General features: G+C 63.7%; 14 protein-coding genes. 1 reads left to right on the plus strand and 13 read right to left on the minus strand.

Features of this window, described 5'->3' with window-relative positions:
* Positions 1–363: 363 nt before the first annotated feature.
* From KO539_RS08870 to KO539_RS08885, 4 genes are all read right to left on the minus strand, one after another.
* Positions 364–1794, minus strand: a complete 1431-nt coding sequence (locus KO539_RS08870; RefSeq protein ID WP_176389680.1) for an amino acid permease — start codon at positions 1792–1794, stop codon at positions 364–366.
* A 129-nt stretch (positions 1795–1923) separates the two neighbouring features.
* Positions 1924–2382, minus strand: a complete 459-nt coding sequence (locus KO539_RS08875) for a RidA family protein (protein ID WP_219308443.1) — start codon at positions 2380–2382, stop codon at positions 1924–1926.
* Between the two features lie 254 nt (positions 2383–2636).
* Positions 2637–4220, minus strand: a complete 1584-nt coding sequence (locus KO539_RS08880) for an ABC-F family ATP-binding cassette domain-containing protein (protein WP_219308445.1) — start codon at positions 4218–4220, stop codon at positions 2637–2639.
* A gap of 161 nt (positions 4221–4381) precedes the next feature.
* Positions 4382–5494 (minus strand): NADH:flavin oxidoreductase/NADH oxidase, encoded by a 1113-nt coding sequence (locus KO539_RS08885; RefSeq protein WP_219308447.1) that lies wholly within the window; start codon positions 5492–5494, stop codon positions 4382–4384.
* Positions 5495–5655: 161 nt separating this feature from the next.
* Here KO539_RS08885 and KO539_RS08890 point away from each other — a divergent pair, with 161 nt between their 5' ends.
* Positions 5656–6216, plus strand: a complete 561-nt coding sequence (locus tag KO539_RS08890) for a glycine zipper 2TM domain-containing protein (RefSeq protein WP_219308449.1) — start codon at positions 5656–5658, stop codon at positions 6214–6216.
* Here the strand turns inward: KO539_RS08890 and KO539_RS08895 are convergent.
* The 9 genes from KO539_RS08895 to astC form a co-directional block, all read right to left on the minus strand.
* Complete coding sequence (locus KO539_RS08895) at positions 6213–6722, minus strand: DUF1993 family protein (protein ID WP_219308451.1); 510 nt, start codon at positions 6720–6722, stop codon at positions 6213–6215. The two genes, KO539_RS08890 and KO539_RS08895, sit on opposite strands and share 4 nt — an antisense overlap.
* 68 nt (positions 6723–6790) lie before the next feature.
* On the minus strand, positions 6791–7759 hold the full coding sequence (locus KO539_RS08900) for a DUF2167 domain-containing protein (protein ID WP_176389675.1): 969 nt from the start codon (positions 7757–7759) through the stop codon (positions 6791–6793).
* A gap of 148 nt (positions 7760–7907) precedes the next feature.
* Positions 7908–8915 carry a succinylglutamate desuccinylase gene (locus tag KO539_RS08905; RefSeq protein ID WP_219308453.1) on the minus strand — a complete coding sequence of 336 codons (1008 nt, stop codon included), beginning with the start codon at positions 8913–8915 and terminating at the stop codon, positions 7908–7910.
* A complete protein-coding gene (locus KO539_RS08910) occupies positions 8915–13642 on the minus strand; it encodes an NAD-glutamate dehydrogenase domain-containing protein (protein WP_219308455.1) in 4728 nt (1575 codons plus the stop codon). Before KO539_RS08910 ends, KO539_RS08905 begins: the two co-directional genes overlap by 1 nt.
* Before the next feature lie 149 nt (positions 13643–13791).
* Positions 13792–15132, minus strand: a complete 1341-nt coding sequence (gene astB / locus KO539_RS08915) for an N-succinylarginine dihydrolase (RefSeq protein WP_219308457.1) — start codon at positions 15130–15132, stop codon at positions 13792–13794.
* A 9-nt stretch (positions 15133–15141) separates the two neighbouring features.
* On the minus strand, positions 15142–16632 hold the full coding sequence (gene astD, locus KO539_RS08920; RefSeq protein WP_219308458.1) for a succinylglutamate-semialdehyde dehydrogenase: 1491 nt from the start codon (positions 16630–16632) through the stop codon (positions 15142–15144).
* Positions 16625–17677 (minus strand): arginine N-succinyltransferase, encoded by a 1053-nt coding sequence (astA, locus tag KO539_RS08925; protein WP_128141652.1) that lies wholly within the window; start codon positions 17675–17677, stop codon positions 16625–16627. The genes astD and astA overlap by 8 nt, the downstream gene beginning before the upstream one ends.
* A gap of 13 nt (positions 17678–17690) precedes the next feature.
* Positions 17691–18722 (minus strand): arginine N-succinyltransferase, encoded by a 1032-nt coding sequence (locus tag KO539_RS08930; protein WP_219308460.1) that lies wholly within the window; start codon positions 18720–18722, stop codon positions 17691–17693.
* 107 nt (positions 18723–18829) lie between these two features.
* Positions 18830–20071 carry an acetylornithine/succinylornithine family transaminase gene (astC, locus tag KO539_RS08935; RefSeq protein ID WP_219308462.1) on the minus strand — a complete coding sequence of 414 codons (1242 nt, stop codon included), beginning with the start codon at positions 20069–20071 and terminating at the stop codon, positions 18830–18832.
* Position 20072 lies beyond the last annotated feature (1 nt).

Here is a 20072-nt window from a genome sequence, read left to right on the forward strand (position 1 = left end):
CGCGTCGCGATTCGCGGCCTGCGATGCTCACTGTGCATTCGCACAGCTGCGCTTCTTAGCCACGACTCACATCCGCTCGCTACGGTTTTGTCAGGTGTTGTTCGGAACATGACGGGTAAAAACAAATAGCGCTCCGGCCCTACCTGGCAAAAAACCGGAAAGATCGCGTCCATTCTCAAAACTAAGCGATTATAGGGCTTTCATCGGCTCAGCTAAACAGAACTTTGATGTAAGGAAACAACGACTGGCGTGCGCCGCTAAACCCGCAAGAGTGCTGCTGAAGAAAAAATTGCTTCCATGAAAGAAAAAGCGCGCCGCTGCAGGGGCAGGGGCGCGCTTCTGGCTCAGCTCAGTTCAGCTGAATTACTTCTTGCCGTGTGGCGCATCGGCCGGCGGCCAGCCCGCTTCGTAGCCTTGCGGCACATCGTCGCGGCGCGCTTTCGGCGCCAGGCCCAGCACGTAGTACAGCACCGTCAGCAGGATCAGCCAGGCCGGTCCCACCATCAGGGCGATGCGCGTATCGGGGAAATACGCCATCAGGCCGATCACCAGCGCCAGGAAAGCCAGCGAAATCCAGGAACCGTACGGCGCGAACGGCATGCGGAAGGCCAGGTTCTTGATTTCCAGCGGCGTCAAGGTCTTGCGGAACTGTATCTGCGTGACCAGGATCACGCCCCAGGTCCAGACGGCGCCGAAGGTGGAGATCGAGGTGACCCAGATAAACACTTTTTCCGGCACCAGGTAGTTCAGCAGCACGCCCAGCAGCAGCGCGAAGACGGACACGAGGATGGCGCGGCGCGGCACGCCGCTGGCCGTGGTTTCCGCAAACGCTTTCGGCGCCTGGCCTTGCAGCGCCAGGTTGTACAGCATGCGGCCCGTGCTGAAGATACCGCCATTGCACGACGACAGGGCTGCCGTCAGCACGACGAAGTTGATGATGCCGGCGGCCGTCTTGATGCCCAGGCGTTCGAACGTCATGACGAACGGGCTGCCGGTGGTGCCGATTTCATTCCATGGGTAGATCGACAGGATGACGAACAGTGCGCCGACATAGAAAATCAGGATGCGCCAGAACACGGAATTGATGGCGTCGGGAATCGATTTCTTCGGGTTCGCCGCTTCGCCAGCCGTCAGGCCAATCATTTCCACGCCCAGGTAGGCAAACATCACCATCTGCAGCGACATCAGCACGCCCTGCGCGCCGTTCGGGAAGAAGCCGCCATGCGTCCACAGGTTCGAGATGCCGATGGCCACGCCGTCGTTGCCGAGACCGAAGACGATCATGCCCGTGCCGCCGATGATCATCAGGATGATGGTGACGACCTTGATCAGCGCGAACCAGAATTCGAACTCGCCGTAGGCTTTCACGGCCAGCAGGTTGATCGCGCCCATGGAGCCGAGAGCCGCCAGGGCCCAGATCCAGCGCGGCGTGTCGGGGAACCAGATGCCCATGTAGATGGCGACGGCGGTAATTTCCGCCACGCACGTGACCAGCCACAGGAACCAGTAGTTCCAGCCCGTCAGATAGCCTTGCAGGGGGCCCAGGTAATCCTGGGCGTAGCGGCTGAAGGAGCCGGCGACCGGGTTGTGCACGGCCATTTCGCCCAGTGCGCGCATGATCATGAAGATGACCGCGCCACCGATGATGTACGACAGCATGATGCCGGGACCGGCCATCTTGATCGCGTTGCCGGAACCCAAAAACAGGCCCACGCCAATCGCGGCGCCCAGCGCCATCAGGCGGATCTGCCGCTCGCCCAGGCCGCGGTGCAAGCCTTGTTCACTCGTTTTCATTACGTGTCTCCGTTTTTTTCTTGAATACACCGATCCCTCCACCCCAATGGCGGTTCCGCTCTTGCTGGAAAGGAGGAAAAGGCGCGCCGGCGGCAAGCGCCGGCATGCTCATGTGGTCAGGCTACTGCGTCAGGCCAGTTCGGCGATCAGCTCGATCTCGACGCAAGCGCCCAGCGGGATTTGCGCCACGCCGAAGGCGGAGCGGGCGTGCTTGCCGCTGTCGCCGAAGACTTCGACGAACAGTTCCGAGGCGCCATTGGTCACCAGGTGCTGTTCCGTGAATTCGGAGGTGGAATTAACCAGGCTCATGACCTTGACGATGCGTTTGACCTTGTTCAAGTCGCCGCCGCACGCGTCTTGCAGGGTGGCGATCAGTTCGATGGCGATGCCGCGCGCGGCGATCTTGCCTTCTTCCGTGGTGACGTCCTTGCCCAGCTGGCCAACCCAGACCTTGCCATCCTTCTTGGCCAGGTGGCCGGACAGGAAGACGGTGTTGCCCGTGCGGACATGCATCACGTAGGCGGCAGCTGGCGCGGCAACGACTGGCAGTTCGATGTTGAGGGCTTTGAGTTTTTCGTAAAACGACATGCTATTTCTCCAAGAAAACAATATAAGCGAAACCAAAATTCATGCACGGCAGGGCACGCAGGATGACGCCCTGGCAGCGCGGTAGTGACCGACAACAGTGCCAGATTAAACGTCATCATATTGGTGAACCAGCAGTTTTAGTTCACAAATAGGCCCGGTTATTCAGTGGATTATACCGACAATCAAACAAAATTCAGCATCGGTTCATGAAGCATGCTCTACAGGCATCGAGCGTGACTTTTTTCATTAAATTGTCACTTGTGCAATGTCAAGCCCTCGGGGTCAAGGTTTATCGCCTCCAGAAATGCCTGGTCGTGCGAAACCACAAGTAGCGCGCCCCGATATTGCAGCAGCATCTGCTCCAGCGCCTGCAGGCTGGCCAGGTCCAGATGATTGTCAGGTTCATCAAGCAGCAGCAGTTGCGGCGGCGCCTGCGCATACAGTTCGGCCGCCAGCGCCACCTTCATGCGCTCGCCACCGCTGAGCAAACGGCTGGGCATGGTGGCGCGCGCGCCGGCAATGCCCAGCAGCGCCAGCCGCGTGCGCAGCTCGCCTTCCGGCAGCAGGCTGTTGCGTGCCTGCAAGCGCTGCACGGCACTCCACTCGCCGTCTTGCAGTCCAGCATGCTGGTCCAGCCACGCCATCCGCGCATGGCACAGTAGCTCGCCGCTGGCGGGCGCCAGCTGGCCGGCGATCACGCGCAGCAAGGTCGACTTGCCACTGCCATTATTGCCCGTCACGGCCAGGCGGCGCGGCCCACTGATGACCAGGCTCACAGGCTGCGCCTGGCCATGCGGCAAGACCAGTTCGCGCAGTTCCAGGATCAGCTTGCCGTTCGGCACGCCGCTCTCGGGCGCCAGCAGCAGACGTTCGGCCTCGGGCGCGCAGCGGGCGCTGGCCTCCATCACCCTTTGCTGGCGCGCCTGCTGCGCCTCTTGCGCGCGCAGGCGCAGCTTGCCCTGGCTATCCTGGCTTTTCTCCTTTTTTGCGTCGAGCAGCAGCTTGCTTTGATTGCCTTCGCGCCCCTCGCGCTCGCCACGCACCACCCGCTTCTGCTGGCGTTCGGCCTGCTGCTGGGCTTCGCGCTGTTCGCGTCTGGCGCCAGCCTTTTCCGCCTGCAAGGCCGCCGCAAAACCGGCCTGCTCCAGCGCGCGCTGCTGCGCATACATCGCGTAATTGCCGCCATAGCTGCGCAAGCCCTGCGGCGACAGCTCGACGATGTCATCGACGTGCTCGAGCAAGCCGCGGTCATGGCTGACCAGCAGCAAGCCGCCCGGCCAGCGCGCCATCTGCGCCACCAAACGGGCGCGCTGCTGCACGTCGAGATGGTTGCTCGGTTCATCGAGCACCAGCCAGTCCGCCTGCGACAGCCAGGCCCCCTGCAGGGCGATGCGCTGGCGTTCGCCGCCGCTCAGGCTGGCCGTGGGCGTAGCGGCATTGACATGGCGCAAATCGAGCGCATCGAGCGCCTGGCGCAAACGGGCGTGGGCATCCCAGCGATCTCCCACGAGCGCGTAATCGGCTTCATCGATACTGCCCTCGGCGATGCGCGCCAGCGCCGCCAGCAAGTCCTGCATGCCAGCAAGGGCCGCCACGGTGGGATAGCGCTGCGGATCGAGTTCCTGCGCCACGTAATGCACGACGCCGTCACAGCGCACGGCACCGGAAGACGGCTGCGCCTGGCCCGCCAGCAGGCGCGCCAGCACGCTCTTGCCCACGCCGTTATCACCGACGAGGCCGATACGTTGCGGGGCAAAGACAAATTGCAGATCGGAAAACAGGGTGCGGCCATCGGGCAGCACAAAGGAAAGACGGTCGAGTTGTAGGAATGCGGGCATGGATACTCCTGGTACGTGCAGACAGGGCTGGCGAACCCGCATGGCGCAAAGGCGCTGTGGCGGGATGGGCGAGGCCGTGCACAGCACGGCAGTATCAATGGCGCATGTCGAAGCGTCCTGGAGAAATGGGAAAGAAGCGTCAGTGTAGCAGAGCAGGCTTGTCAGCGCTGGCCCAGGGTCGTGTCGCCGAACAGGTTCTTGAATTCGCGCGGCTGCGAGCGCCAGTATTGCGGCGGTGCCTGCACTTGAGCACCCAGCTGGGCCGCCGCATGCCAGGGCCAGCGCGGGTCGAACAGGATGGCGCGCGCCAGCGCCACCATGTCGGACTGGCCATTGACGATGATGTCTTCCGCCTGCTGCGCTTCCGTGATCAAGCCCACGCTAATCGTGGGCAAGCCGCTGTCGCGCTTGATGCGCTCGGCAACCGCCACCTGGTAGCCGGGCCCCACGGGGATTTGCTGCAGCGGCGAAATGCCGCCGCTGGAGACGTGGATGAAGTCGGCGCCCAGCTGCTTGAGTTCCTGCGCGAAGCGCACGCTTTGCTCGATTTCCCAGCCACCTTCGACCCAGTCGGTGGCGGAAATGCGCACGCCCACGGCCACCGTGGCCGGCACGGCGGCGCGCACGGCTTCAACCACTTCCAGCGGAAAGCGCATGCGGTTTTCCAGGCTACCGCCATACGCATCCGTGCGCTGGTTGGACAGGGGCGACAAAAACTGGTGCAGCAGATAACCGTGCGCCGCATGCAGTTCGATGCCCTCGATGCCGAGCGCATGCACGCGCTGCGCGGCCGCGACAAAGGCGCCCTTGATCTGCAGCAAACCCATTTCATCGAGGGCGATCGGCACGGTTTCACCGGGCGCATGCGCGATGGCCGATGGCGCCACCGTTTGCCAGCCGCCCTCGGCCAGGTGCACGCAGGCACCGCCCTGCCAGGGCGCGCGGCTCGACGCCTTGCGTCCCGCGTGGCCCAGTTGCACCAGCAGCGGAATCGGAGAATGGCGGCGGATCGCCTGCACCACCTTGGCCAGCGCAGCTTGATTCGCATCCGACCACAAGCCCAGGTCTTCGGCCGAGATGCGTCCCTCGGGCGAGACGGCCGTCGCTTCCGTCATCAGCAAGCCCGCGCCGGACAGGGCCAAATGACCCAGGTGGATCATGTGCCAGTCGGTGGCGTTGCCGTTGTCGGCCGAGTACTGGCACATGGGCGCGATGGCGATGCGGTTGGCCACGTGCAGCGGTCCCAGGGCATACGGCGTGAATAGCTGGCTCATGGCGGACTTTCGGAAAAGGGGAAGCACCGATTCTACTGTGCTTTGCAAAGCGCGGCTTACACCTGCTTACGTTTGATACAGCGCAAGGGCTAGCCTTGGGCCGGCGCGGCCGCTAATCTGGACACATCAATAACACCCGCAGCACCACCCCAGGAGAACACATGAACACGACGACTACCGCCAGCCGCATCCACCCCTTGATGGCCGGCGCCGCCATTTCCGTGACGGTCCTGTGCCTGGTCGGCGCGGCGTCCATCGCCGGCATCCTGCCCAATTCGCGGGCGAATGTGCCGGCCACGCCAGCCATCCCTGCCGACGTGGCCGCCATGACGCCGGCCGGTGCCGCTCTGGCAGCGCCCGTGACTGCGCCGGTAGCCGCGCCTGTCGTCGCGCAAGCCGCCCCGGCACCGGCACCCGTCGTGCACAAGCGCGTCGTGCACCACACGCAAGTGGCGCAAGCGCGTCCTGCCTACAATGACAACAACGACGGCTACCGCGACACCGCCTACCGCGAACCCGTGCGCCAGCAGCCAGTACCTGCGCCGGCACCGGCACAACCCAACTACGTGGGCATCGGCACGGGTGCCGTCATCGGCGGCTTGATCGGCAATCAGGTCGGTGGCGGCCGCGGCAAGGCGCTGGCGACGGTGGCCGGCGTCATCGGCGGCGGCATGCTGGGCAATGCGGTGCAGAACCAGGTCGAGCAGCAACCGCAACGTTAATCGTAAGGACCAAGATAATCGAGCTTGCCCACGGCCACGCCATTGTTTCTCAGGATGGCGTGGACCATGGAGACGTGGAAATAGAAGTTCGGCAAGGCAAAGCTGAGCAGGTAATTGTCGCCCGAGAATGTTGTCCCCTCGTCCGTCCAGTTCAGCACGACTTCCTTCTGCGCGCTGCCCGCCATCTGGCCCGCATTCACGCTGTCAATGTAGGCGATGGTGCTGGCGATGCGTTCCTGCAACTGCTCGAACGATGCTTCGTTATCCTCGAACTTCGGCGCCGGCACGCCGCTCAGGCGTTCGACCGACATCTTCGACGTATCGCTGGCGCGCTGCACCTGCGCCGTCAAGTCCAGCATGTCGGGCGCCAGCTGCGCGCCCAGTAAAATCTCGGGCACGATGCCATCTTCCTCCACATGGGCCTGCGCTTTTTCCAGCAGAGCCGAGACGACCCGCAAGCCGCGGATAAAGACGGGAATGGTTGCCTGATACATGGACACGGACATGGCGGACTCCTGATAGTGAACGATGAATCAGTGTACCCGAGGCGCCGCCTGCGGGTACGCACACAAGCTTACTTGTCCAGATTCACCTTGCCGTCCGGTAAATGCGCTGGCTGTTCAACGGACTCCTGCGGCTGTATCGGCGCCGGCTTGTCCTTGCGCTTGCCAGTGAAAAACTTGACGATGGCCGCGCCGCCGCCCACGACAGCCAGGAGCAGCACTTTCTTGAAGGCCAGCAGCAGCGCCAGCAGTTTGCCAAACAGGCCCAGCTTGCTTGCGACGCCGCCAGCCACCAGTGCCGCCAGGCCATACTCGGCCACCTTGTCCGTCTTGCTGTCGAAATCCGTGTAGCGGTTGCCGTCGGTAAATTCCGTGAACGCCGTCACTTGCTGCATCTCTGTCTTGATCGTCGCGATCTGCTGCATGCTGGCAATCGCGTTCAGGTTCAGCACACCTTCACGGCCCAGCACGCGCACATTGTAGTTCAGCGAGTGCTCGCCGCCATCGACCATCAAATCCTTGGCCCAGTACAGCTTGTGCGTATCCTTGGCATAGCTGGGTTTTTCCGCCCAGCCCATCAAATGGATGCCGGGATAGCCCTGCTTCTTGCGCTCCGCATTGTTTTCCAGCACGGACGCCTGCATATCCTTGAGCAATTCATCGTACTTGATGCTGTCCGCATCGTCATCCTTGATATGCCCTTCCTTTTCATACGTCACCACCACGCCCCAGCTATCGCGCTCAAGCACGCTGATCTTGGCGGGCACGATCATGCCCAGCGATTCCATGCCCGGCGGATTGCCCCAGGCATCGACCAGCACGCGCTCGGCGTCCGTCGGCGACAAATAACGAAAGTTGGCGGGCAAATCCAGGGTGGCGATGCCGCCCGGCAAAGTGATCTTGCCGCGCTGCAAGTGCAACTGGGCAAGGAATTGCTCGGCCGTCATTTCCGTTGCGGCAGCCTTTTCCTCGGCAGGGGCGGCAGCCGTCAGGCCGGAGAGGGTCAGGCACAGCAGCGCTGTCAGCAGGCGTTTCAACATGGTCGGTCCAAAAAAATTGCAAAGGGTAAATATTTTAAATCAATTGATTGCTTAATGAATAATTATTTCTGTGCGGCATCTTTTCCATGAAAAAAGCGCCAGGCGGGTTTCCCCGGCTGGCGCCTGATGCTGTGTGACGGCTGGACGATCAGGAGGTACGCACCACCATCAAGCCCGCACGCAAGCCCACGCGCACGTCCGGGTTCGGAAACACCACCAGCTCTTCCGCGTGCCGCACCGTGTAGACATGGTCGCCATCGCTGGCGATCACGGCGTGCTGCGGCAGGGACGTGAAATTCTGCGTGCTGCGATCAAACGCCATGCGGAATTCATCGCTGTGCTTGATGATTTCCTGCGCCACCTTGAACACGTGCGGTTGCGCCTTGACCGGCTGCGCAGGCAAGCCGCGCAGCAAGCCGTCCAGCGCCCGCGACACGTCGTCGAACAGGGACAAATCGTTCTGCCCCAGGGTGCCCACGCGGCCCAGCTCCACCGTACTGGCGGCCGCGCCGAAATGCTCGGCCGAATAATAGCTGTAGGTGCCGGCCGATTGCGGGTTCATGATGATGGCGCCGATGGCGGCCTGGCCCAGCCAGGCTATCAGCTGCGCCTTGGCGTCGTCGGCCACCAGGTCCGGCACGATGGCAAACGTGGGGTACACGGACGGCCGGATGGCCGTGTGCAAATCCAGGTGCCAGCGCACGGGGCCCGCCGCTGCAAAGAACGCTGTTGTCGCGGCGATCATTTCATCGGCGCGCGCGCTTTCCGCCGCTTGCGCCAGGCTGCCCCGCACGGGGCGGAACATGCGATTGAGGTCGGCGTCGATGAAACGCTTGCCGGCCCGGATCGCATCGACATTGCCCACGCAGACAAGCAGGTCGACAGCCAGTGCGGACGCATCGCGCGACAAGGCGTCGAGCAGATGCGCCAGCACTTCGATCGGCCCCGTCTCGTCGCCATGCACGCCCACCGAAACGGCCACGCTGGCGCGGCCGGCTCCCGGTTTGACGACTTGCAGCATGCCGGGCGCCGGCAAGGCCACCGTGAAACCGGCGTCCGAAAACAACTGGGCCACGCCGCTGAAATCGGCCTGCGCCAGCGCCTGCACTACCGGTGTTACTACCGGTGCTATTACCTGCGTTACTTCTTGCGTCATTACACCGCCGCTTCCGCTGGGGTTTTCGCCGTGATTTTATTCACGGCTTCCGACAAGGTCCACACGTCCAGCATGGCTTGCTCCAGTTCCGTCGCCGCCACATAGGCCGACAGGCCCAGCGCGCCCGTCACGGCATCGACAGCCTGGCCCGCATTGCCTTGCTCGGCGCGCGCCAGCACCTGCGTCAGCAGACGCTGTTGCGTGCGGCGCAGCGCTTGCTGCGCATAGTTGCGCAACTGTTCCTGCGACTTGCCTTGCGCGGCCAGCTTCAGGCCACGTTCCAGCGTATCGATGCCCGCCTGGCTGCGCAGGGCCAGGCCCACTTGCAGGAAGGCGGCCAAGTCCATCGTCGCAGGACGCGGCACGGACAGGGCCGGGAACAGGAAGCCGGCGACGACTTCCAGCGCGTCGACCGCATCCCACGCCTGCACGAAGGCCGGCGTCAAGCCGGCTACCTGCGCCGCTTCCGACTTGATGCCAACGGCTTTGAGCAGCTCGCGCTTCGATTCCGCGCCAAACAAACGAGTCAGTTCGGCCAGGCCGGCGCCGCGCAATTGCTCGGCTGGCACGGACAGCACGCCGGCGATCATCGTTTGCTGCAGCACGCGCGTTTGCGCGTCGACCTTGATCGACACCTCGCGTGGAATCGTCAAGGCATCCGCATCGAGCGCGTCGAACACGGGCGCCAGATTCAGCGCCACCCAGGCCTGGCCCCAGGCCAGGATCACGGTCGATTCGTCCACGCCGTGTTCCGCCGCCAGGTTGCGGATCATCAGCGGGCCGCAGCGGTTGATCACTTCATTGGCCAGCACGGTCGCCAGGATGGCGTTGGCCAGCGGGTGGTCGAGCGCCGAACGGGTTTCCACCAGCAAGGACGGGAAGTACGGTTTGAGCACCGGCTCGGCCCACGTTTCGCCCGTCAACGGCAAGGCGGACAGGATGCGCTTGAAGCGGTTCTTCACGTTGGCGATCACCACCGCCAGTTCCGGCGTGGTCAAGCCACGACCGTCGCTCTTGCGGCGTGCCAGTTCGGCCACCGACGGCAGCTGCTCGAGTTCGCGCGACAGTGCACCTTCTTCTTCCAGGCTGGCGATCAGCGCGGCATAGCCATCCTGCACGGCGCTTTCGCTTTGCGCCTGCAACTCGCGCACCAGCAAATGCGTCTGCTGCGTGTTGTCGCGCAAGACCAGGCGCTCGACGTCGTCCGTCATCGCATACAGCTCGCGATTGCGTTCGGCTTCCGTCAGCTTGCCCGCATTGACTTCCACGTCCAGCCAGATTTTCACGTTCACTTCATGGTCCGAGCAATCCACGCCGGCCGAGTTGTCGATCGCATCGGTGAAGATGCGGCCACCGGCCAGTGCGAACTCGATACGGCCCGCCTGCGTCGCACCGAGGTTACCGCCTTCGGCCACGACTTTTACGCGCAGCTCATTGCCGCTGACGCGGATGTGGTCATTTGCGCGGTCCTTCACTTGCGCGTGGCTCTCCGTCGACGCCTTGATGTAGGTGCCGATGCCGCCGTTGTAGAACAGGTCCACGGGCGACTTCAGGATGCGGTGCATCAGTTCCTCCGGCGCCAGCGCAGTTTCCGCGATATCGAGCGCGGCGCGGATTTGCGGCGACAGTTCGATGCTGCGGGCGGAGCGCGGATACACGCCGCCGCCTGCAGATATCAAGTCCTTGTTGTAGTCGTCCCACGAGGAACGCGGCAAGGCGAACAGGCGCGCGCGTTCCTCGAACGAGACGGCGACGTCCGGTGTCGGGTCGAGGAAGATGTGGCGATGGTCGAATGCGGCCACCAGTTTCAGCTGGCGCGACAGCAATACGCCATTGCCGAACACGTCGCCCGACATGTCGCCCACGCCGACCATGGTGATCGGGGTCGTATTGAGGTCGTGGTCCATTTCATAGAAGTGGCGCTTGACGGCTTCGAATGCGCCCTTGGCGGTGATGCCCAGCTTTTTGTGGTCATAGCCGTTCGAGCCGCCCGAGGCGAACGCGTCGCCGAGCCAGAAACCGCGCTGCACGGCGATGCCGTTGGCGATGTCCGAGAACGTGGCCGTGCCCTTGTCGGCGGCGACCACCAGATACGGGTCGGCGTCATCGAAGCACACGGTGTCGACTGGCGGGACGATATTGCCCAGCGAGCGGTTGTCCGTCACTTCCAGCAGGCTGGAAATGAACAGGCGATACACGGCTTCGCCTTCGGCCGCGATGGTTTCACGCACGGCATCCTTCGGCATCATCTTGCAGACAAAACCACCCTTCGCGCCAGCCGGCACGATGACGGCGTTCTTGACCATCTGCGCCTTCACCAGGCCAAGCACTTCCGTGCGGTAGTCTTCCATGCGGTCCGACCAGCGCAAGCCGCCACGGGCGACAGGGCCGCCGCGCAGGTGCACGCCTTCAAAGCGGCGCGAGAAGACGAAAATCTCGCGGTAAGGACGCGGTTCCGGCACCAGCGCCAGGCTGCTGGTGTCGAACTTGAAGATGATCTTGTCGCCGGCTTGATTGTTCTGGAAGTAGCTGGTGCGCAGGGTGGCGGCCATCAGGTCGGCCAGCGCGCCGAGGATTTCCTCGGTATCGGCGTGGTTCACGGAGGGCAGGCCAGCCTTGATGGCGGCGATGCTTTCCAGGGCTTGCGCATGCTGCGCGTCGGACAGCGATGGATCGAAGCGCTGCAGGAAGGCCTCGACCAGGGCTTTGACCTGGGCCGGCTGCTTGCGCAGGCTTTCGGCAATGTAGCGCACCGAGAAGCGGCTGCCCGTCTGGCGCCAGTAGCTGGTGTAGGCGCGTACCAGCTGCACTTCGCGCGTCGACAAGCCGCCTTCGATGACGAGGCCATTCAGGCGGCCATCTTCGGCCGTGTCGTTGAACAAGGCGGCAAACAATTCCTGCGCCACGGCGACGACGGATGGCTGCGCCAGTTTCGCCGCGCTGGCGGCATCAACCGTCAGGCTGGTGATGAAATAGCGCGTGCCGTCGGACAGCGAAACCGAATATGCCTGTTCGCGGTCGATGGCCACGCCCGCGTTGTGCAGTGCCGGCAGGATGGTCGACAGCGGCGGCACCTTGTTGGCCGAGTACAGGCGAATCGTCGTGATGGCGCCCGTCTCGATGCGCACGGCCACGTGCGCCGGATCCGTATTGCGCAGGATGGTGTCGAGGTCGCGGAAGGCGACGGCCGGCGCGGTGGCGGCCACGTAATCGAGCGGCAAGGTGGCGCACAGTTTACGCAGGCTGGTGCGCAGGGCCACGTCAGGCACGGCGTCGGCCACGGCGGCAAAACCGTTATGCCAGCCATCGAGCACGCTCAGCAGCGGCTGTTCGATATCCGTTTCCAGGTCCAGCGGGTAGCGCGCGGCGTGGGCGATCAGGTAGACGCGCGCCAGGGGACCGTCGGCCACCAGGGTCTGCGTGCTCACATGCGTGGCGCCGGAACTGGCTTGCAGGGCTTTCGCCAGGCTCGATGCCACGCTGGCGCTGTAGCGCTCGCGCGGCAGGTAGACCAGCACGTTCAGGTGGCGCGCATACACGTCGCGGCGCGCGAAGACCTTGGTGCGCGGCTGCTTGTACAGCGAAACGACGGAACCGCACACTTGCGCCAGCCAGTCGAGGTCCGCTTCCAGCGCTTCCGTACGCGGCAAGGACTCAAGGATTTCGCGGAATTTCTCGGCGCGGAAGCCTTGCTGGCGCACGCCGGCCAGGCTCAGTACCTTGGCCACGCGGCCGCGCGCAAACGGCAGCGCCGCCAGCGGAGTGGAATTGCCGGCGCGGGTAAACAGGCCGACGAAGCAATGCTCGCCCAGGATCGCGCCTTGCGCATCCATGTCGCGCACGCCGATGAAGTCGAGCTGCTGGTCGCGGTGCAAAGTACCCGCCACGTCGGCCTTGACGATGGACAGCGCCGAGTCGCGCTTGGCCAGGGTATCGAAGTCGCCGGGAATATTCGCCAGGCAGGTGCCGTAGACCGGGTGCGCCGTATCCTGCAGCACGCCAACACGGCTAGGAATGTCGCGTTCGAGTTCGCGCACGCCCGGCTTGACGCGGTAGTAGGCATAACCGAATACTTCAAAGCCGCCGCTGCGGGCCCACTCCAGGAAGGCGGCCACTTCCGCGCCTTCTTCGCCATGCTGCGATGCAGCCGTGGCCACAGTGGCCAGGCGCTCGCTCATGGCGGCGGCATCGCGGCGCACGATGGCGGCGTCGCGCGCGACCGTCTCCAGGGCGGCGACCAGCGCGGTCTGGGCTTGCGGCGCCAGCTCTTCGTCGAGCAGCACCAGCACATACGATTCGAGCGGGTCGCCAGACTGGCGCACCGCTTCGACGCTGCCATCAAGAGCGCGGCGCACGGGCAGCACGGTATTCATCACGCCGCGCACGGCCAGGTGCTGGCGGCGCATGGCCATGACGATGGAGTCGACCAGGTAAGGCATGTCTTCGTTCAGGACCAGCAAGGCGCTCGCCATGCCGCCACGGCCATCCGCATAACGCAGGGTGGCGATCTGGCAGCCGTTGCCAGTGCGCTTGGCCGCTTGCGTGAAGCCGTCGACCAGCACGGGCGCCAGACTGTCGGGCGCGATGTCGGCCAGGTCTTCGGCATCGAGCGAGTCGAGCCATGCCTGCACCAGCTGCACGACCGGCGCTGCCGCCTTGCCTGCATTGCCAGCCGCGTTAATCAACTCCAGCGTTTGTGTACGCAAATCTTGTGGCGTGTGATTCATCTTGCATCTCCATTACGGTAATGTGAATGTCCAACGCTGTCGTTCGGGCTTGTGGCTGGGCGGCAGCGGTGTCAAGAGACGGGGGTCGCCCGTCCAATTCTGTGTTGCGGATAGTCTGTCTCGGATTTTTTCTGTGTTTTTTCTATCGCCTACAAGTCGTACAATCCCGGTAAGTTGAGGATGATCGTCAATTCTTCAAGCGCCGCATGCACTTCCAGCGCCAGCTGCGGGTCGGCCAGGTCGCCCGGCTCCAGATGGTCGCGGTAGTGTTTTTCCACCCACTGCACCAGACGATGGTACAGCGTTTCCGTCATGATCACGCCCTGATGCATGGCGCGCGCCTCGGTTTCCGTCAGGGCCACGCGCAAACGCAGGCAGGCGGGCCCGCCGCCGTTGCGCATGCTCTGGCGCAGGTCGAAATGAATCAGTTCGTCAATCGGACCACCGCTGGCCACCAGGCCTTCCAGGTAGCGCGACACGGCGCGGTTTTCCTGGCACTCCTGCGGGATCACCAGCGCCATCTTGCCGCCTTCTTTCGTCAGCAACTGGCTGTTGAACAGATAGCTGGTCACCGCATCCTGGATCGGTACCTGGCCCGTGTCCACGCGTAGCGCGTGCAGCCCGGCACCCGTGGCGGCGACGGCGCGATGCAGCTGCGAGAGGCTTGCCTCTTCATCGGCAAACGCCTGTTCATGGTAGAACAGCACATTGCCATTGCCGACGGCGATGACGTCGTTATGGAACACGCCCTGGTCGATCACGTCCGGGTTCTGCTGCACGTACACGGTGCGCTTCGCGTCCAGGCCATGCAGGCGCGCCACGGCTTGCGACGCTTCCAGTGTCTGGCGCGCCGGATAGCGCTTCGGCGACGGCGCCGATGGATCGAACTCCACCCGACCATACACGAACAGTTCAACGGATGGCGCGCCGTGGCTGGCGCCCAGACGCGTGTGGTTGGCCGCACCCTCGTCGCCGAAGGCTGGTGTCGACGGCAACGCGTCGTGCACGGCAAAGTGCTTGTCGTCACTGAAAATGGCGCGCAGGCTGCGCGCAGACTGCGCGTGCTCGAAGGCGCGGTGCAGCTTGTTATTCAGGTTGGCGGCCGTGAAATGCACGCGGCCATCCTGCGTATCGGCCGACGGGCTGACCGTGGCGGCGTTCGCCGTCCACATGGGCGAGGCGGAATACGCGCAGGCCAGAATCACCGGGGATTCCTTGTAGGCGCGCGCCAGCACTTCGGCATCCGTGCCCGTGAAGCCGATGGAGCGCAGCAGGCGGAAATTCGGCCGGTCCTGTGGCGGCAGCAAGGCTTGCGCAAAGCCGCGCGCGGCCAGGGCGCGCATCTTGGCCAGGCCCTGCAAGGCGGCCTGCTTCGGATTGGAAGCGCTTTTCACATTGCTGAACGAGGCCACGTTGCCGAATGAGAGTCCGGCATAGTTATGCGATGGCCCGACCAGGCCGTCAAAATTGTATTCGCGCGTACTGTGCATAGAGTTTCCTTAAAAATTCAGGCCGGGCGACAGCTTGGCCGGCATTTCCAGCGCGCCGTTCTCGATCGAGGCGACCGGGTAGGCGCAATAGTCAGCCGCGTAATACGCGCTCGGACGGTGGTTGCCCGACTTGCCGATGCCGCCGAACGGCGCCGTGCTGGCCGCGCCCGTGGTCGGACGGTTCCAGTTGATGATGCCGGCGCGCGCGCGTACCTGGAAGGTTTGCCACAGGGCCGGGTCGTCGGACAGGAGCGCCGCGGCCAGGCCGAATTCGGTGGCATTGGCGACCTTCAGGGCCGCGTTGAAATCGGCCACGCGTATCACTTGCAGCAGTGGGCCGAACCATTCCTCGTCGGGGATGCCGGTGGCGTTGGTGACATCGACGATACCAGCCGTGACAAAACCCGCCTCGGGATTCAACTGGCGCATCTGCAGCAAGGTGGTGCCGCCCTTGGCGACCATGTCCGATTGCGCCTGCACCAGGCGCGCGGCCACGGCGCTCGAGACCACTGGGCCCATGAATGGCTGCGGCTGGGCGTCGGACGCGCCGATGCCCAGTTTCGCGGCCACTTCCACCAGGCGCGCTATAAAAGCCACCCCGGCGGCATTATCTTGTACCACCAAACGGCGCGCGCAGGTGCAGCGCTGGCCGGCCGAAACAAAGGCAGAGAAGATCGCGTGGTGCACGGCCGCGTCCACGTCCTTCACATCCCACACCACCAAAGCGTTATTGCCGCCCATTTCCAGCGCCAGCATCTTGCCCGGCTGGCCGCCGAACTGGCGGTGCAGGCTGATGCCCGTCTGGCACGAACCCGTAAACAATACGCCATCGAGGTGTGGATTGGCGCCCAGCGCCACGCCCGTATCGCGCCCGCCGTTGACGAGGTTGACCACGCCATCCGGCAAGCCGGCCTGCTGCCACAGCTGCACGGTTTTGATGGCCGTGCGCGGCGCATATTCGCTGGGCTTGAAGACGATGGTGTTACCGGCGATCAGGGCCGGCACGATGTGGCCGTTCGGCAGGTGACCGGGGAAATTGTACGGGCCGAAAACGCCGAACACGCCATGCGGGCGGTGGCGCAGCACGGCGTCGCCATCGGCGATCTTGCTTTGCGTGATGCCCGTGCGCGCGTGATACGACTGCACCGAGATATCGATCTTGTTGGCCATGGTGGCCACTTCCGTGCGCGACTCCCACAATGGTTTACCCACTTCTTCCGAGATCAGCAGCGCCAGCGCTTCCGCATGCTCCTTCAGCAGTTCGCGAAAGCGCACGCAGATGGCGATGCGCTCTTCGACGGGCGTCTCGGCCCATGCTTCAAAGGCGGCGCGGGCGGCCTGACACGCCTCTTCGACTTCGTGTTCCGTCGCTTCCAGGCTGGCCCAGGTCTGCTTGCCGTTCGACGTATCGATGGTGAGCAGTTCACGGCCCGTGCCTGGCAGCCAGGCGCCGTTGATGAAGTTCGATGCTGCGGTAGATGGATTCAATACGTTAGACATGGGGATGCTTCCTCGGGTTGAGTGACAAGGTGCGCACGGTGTCGCCGTGATGGCAGCGCAGCAGATGCAGTTCATCGTCGTCCAGCGCGATCTTGCCGCTGTGCGGATTGGCGCTGGTGACGATCATGCGGAAATCTTTCAGGTCGGTGTTCGACACCAGGTAAGGCTCGGCCTGGGCGGCATCGCCGCACACTTCCGGCGCAGCCTCGGCGTCGAGCACGGCCGGCATGCTGTCGCGCATGGCGCGCAGTTCCGAGACACGCGCCTGCAGCACGGGACCGGCGTCGAAAATATCGACATAGCCTTCGAAGTGCAAGCCTTCCTGCTCCAGCAGGCGGCGCGCGGGCGCCGTGCTCAGATGCACCTTGCCAATGACTTCCTGCGCTTCGTCGGGCAGGTAGGCCACGTACATCGGCTGGCGCGGCATCAGTTCGGCGATGAAGGATTTTTTTCCCAGGCTCGTCAAATCGTCGACGTGGTGGAAATCCATCTTGAAGAAGTGGCGGCCCAGGCCTTCATAGAACGGCGAGCTGCCGTCCGGTGCCTGGTAGCCGCGCATTTCCGCGATCAGCTTTTCCGTGAACAGCTGCGGGAACTGGGCGATGAAGAGAAAACGGCTTTTCGACAGCAGCTTGCCGTTATTGCCGCTGCGGTAATCGGGGTGCAGAAACAGCGAGCACAGTTCCGTGCTGCCCGTCAGGTCGTTCGACAGGTACAGGGTTTCCATGCGCGTAAACACGTCGAGCTCGCGGCTGGAATGGACCAGGGTGCCGATGCGGTAGTTATAGAACGGTTCGTCCAGGCCCACGGCACCCTTGATGGCGCACACGCCGGCCAGGCGGCCCGTATCGGTATCCTCCATGACGAACATGTAGTCGCGCTTTTCGGGCGGGATGGTTTCGGCGAACGAAGCGCAGGCGATGGCCAAGCGGTCGCCCAGCATTTTCATGTCCGGCTTGAGGGTGGTCATGCCGGTGCCGACCTGGCTGGCCAGGCCATACAGGGCATCGAGGTCATTGGCGTTGATGGCGCGTACTACTAGCATAAAATTAACTCCCTTAGATACGCACGCAAATGACGCTGTCGCCTTCGGCCACGGCCAGCGCCTCGAGCAAGTCTGCCGGCAAGCCGACGCTGTCCTGCGCTTCGAGCGCATCGCAGGCGAAGGTCACGGCGCGGAAATTGCGTTCGGCGCCGGAAGCGACCGCATAGTGCACTTTCAAGCCCGTGCGGCTGGGCGTGACGCCTGCGACGACGCGGCGCGTGAGCGAACCCGTAAACGAGCGCAGCGCATGCTTGTGCGCCTGCAGGATCGGGCCGCCATCGAAGATGTCGACGTAGTCGTCGGCTTCAAAGCCTTCTTCCGTCAGCAAATTGAATGCCAGTTCGCCGCTCGGATGGATCTGGCCCATGGCTGCCTGCGCGTCGCCGGGCAGCAGCGGCACGTAGACGGGGTAATGCGGCATCAGTTCGACGATCAGGGTGCGATTGCGCGCGCCGCCGATGACTTTTTCGGCATCGAGGAAATCCATCTGGAAGAATTTGCGGCCCAGCGCATCCCAGAATGGCGACTGGCCGTTGGCATCCGTGATGCCGGCCAGCGGCACGAAGAAGCGGTCGCCGAAGCGGTGCGGCGCCAGCACGGCGAACAGCAGCCGCGCGCGCGACAACAGGGCCGCTTCCAGGCCCGCCTGCTCCATGTTGCGCACATAGAAACCGGACAGCTGCGAGTACGCCGTCAACTCCGAGCACAGGGTCAGCGCATGCACGCTGTGGCTGATGTTCAGGTCGCGCGAGACTTGCTGGATGACGTCGTTGCGAAAGGAAAAATAGGTGCCGTTCGAGCCGGCCGAGGCAAAGATGGCGGCCGTGCCGGCAATGCTCTTGTCGAGCAGGGATTCAAGCACGAAGAGATACGACTCTTCGCTGGGGATGTCGACATGGGCGGCAAACGAGGCGATGGAGCGCTCGACGGAGGCGGCGATTTTTTCGCGCGTCTTCGGCAGGGTATGGACACCCGGCATGGTTACCGCGGCCAGCGCTTCGAGGGCTGCGATATCCGCAATTTCTACCGGACGGACAACATACATGGGTACTCCTTCAATGCTGACGATACTTGGGCTGAATACCCGGGTAGAACCAAGCCGGCCCGCAGCAAAGCGGCGGGCCGGTGATCAAACAGGGAGCGGGGCTAGCTTCAGGCTTTCAGCATGCCGTCGATGGCCACGCGCAGCAGACGGCCTGCTTCGGCGATCTGCTCGTCCGAGACGATCAGGGCCGGCGCCAGGCGCACCACGTCCATGCCGGCGATCAGCACCATCAAGCCTTGCGCTTCGGCCGCTTTCTGGATGTCTTTCGCGCGGCCTTTCCAGGCATCGCTGACTACCAGACCCAGCAGCAAACCGCTGCCGCGCACGATGGAGAACACTTGCGGGTAATCCGTGATCAAGCCTTGCAGCATGGCGATGGTGTTGACGCTCGCTTCTTTCACGCGCGCCAGGAATGCCGGCGTGTTGATCGTGTCCAGCACGGTCAAGGCCACGGTGGCGGCCAGCGGGTTGCCGCCGTAGGTGGTGCCGTGGGTGCCGACGGCCAAGGTCTGCGCCAGTTCATTCGTGGTCAGCATGGCGCCGATCGGGTAGCCGTTGCCCAGCGCCTTGGCGGCCGTCAGGATGTCCGGCGTGACGCCGTAGCCCATGTAGGCGAACAACGCGCCAGTGCGGCCCATGCCGCTCTGGACTTCGTCGAAAATCAACAGGGCGCCCGTCTTGTCGCACAGGGCGCGCAGCTCCTTGAGGAACTCAGGATTGCCCGGCACCACGCCGCCTTCGCCTTGTACCGGCTCGACGATCACGGCGCACACGTCATCGCCGATGGCGGCGCGCGCCGCTTCGATGTCGTTGTAGGCGATGTGGTCGATCGACGGCGGCAGCGGCTCGAAGCCTTCCGTGTACTTGGCCTGGCCGCCGACGGAGACCGTAAACAGGGTGCGGCCGTGGAAAGAACTGAAGCACGAGATGATGCGCGACTTGTGCGCGCCGAACTTGGTGTGCGCGTACTTGCGCGCCAGTTTCAGGGCCGCTTCGTTGGCTTCCGCGCCCGAGTTGCAGAAGAAGGCGCGGTCGGCGAAGGTCGCTTCCGTCAGGGCCAGCGCCAGGCGCAGGACAGGCTCGTTGGTGTAGCCGTTGCCCAAATGCCACAAATTATTGATTTGCTTGGTCAGCACGTCGACCAGGGCCGGATAGCAGTGACCCAGGCTGTTGACGGCGATGCCGGAGGTGAAATCGAGGTAATGCTTGCCGGTCTGGTCCCACAGATCCAGACCGGAACCACGCACGGGCACCATGGCTGCAGGGGCGTAGGTAGGAACGAGGACCTGGTCAAAGGTTTCCCGGGTGACTGGACGAGCCGTTACGGTCGAATCAAGCTTGGCATTCATA

Source organism: Janthinobacterium sp. NKUCC06_STL, from assembly GCF_019345455.1.
Classification (GTDB): Bacteria; Pseudomonadota; Gammaproteobacteria; order Burkholderiales; family Burkholderiaceae_D; genus Janthinobacterium; species Janthinobacterium rivuli.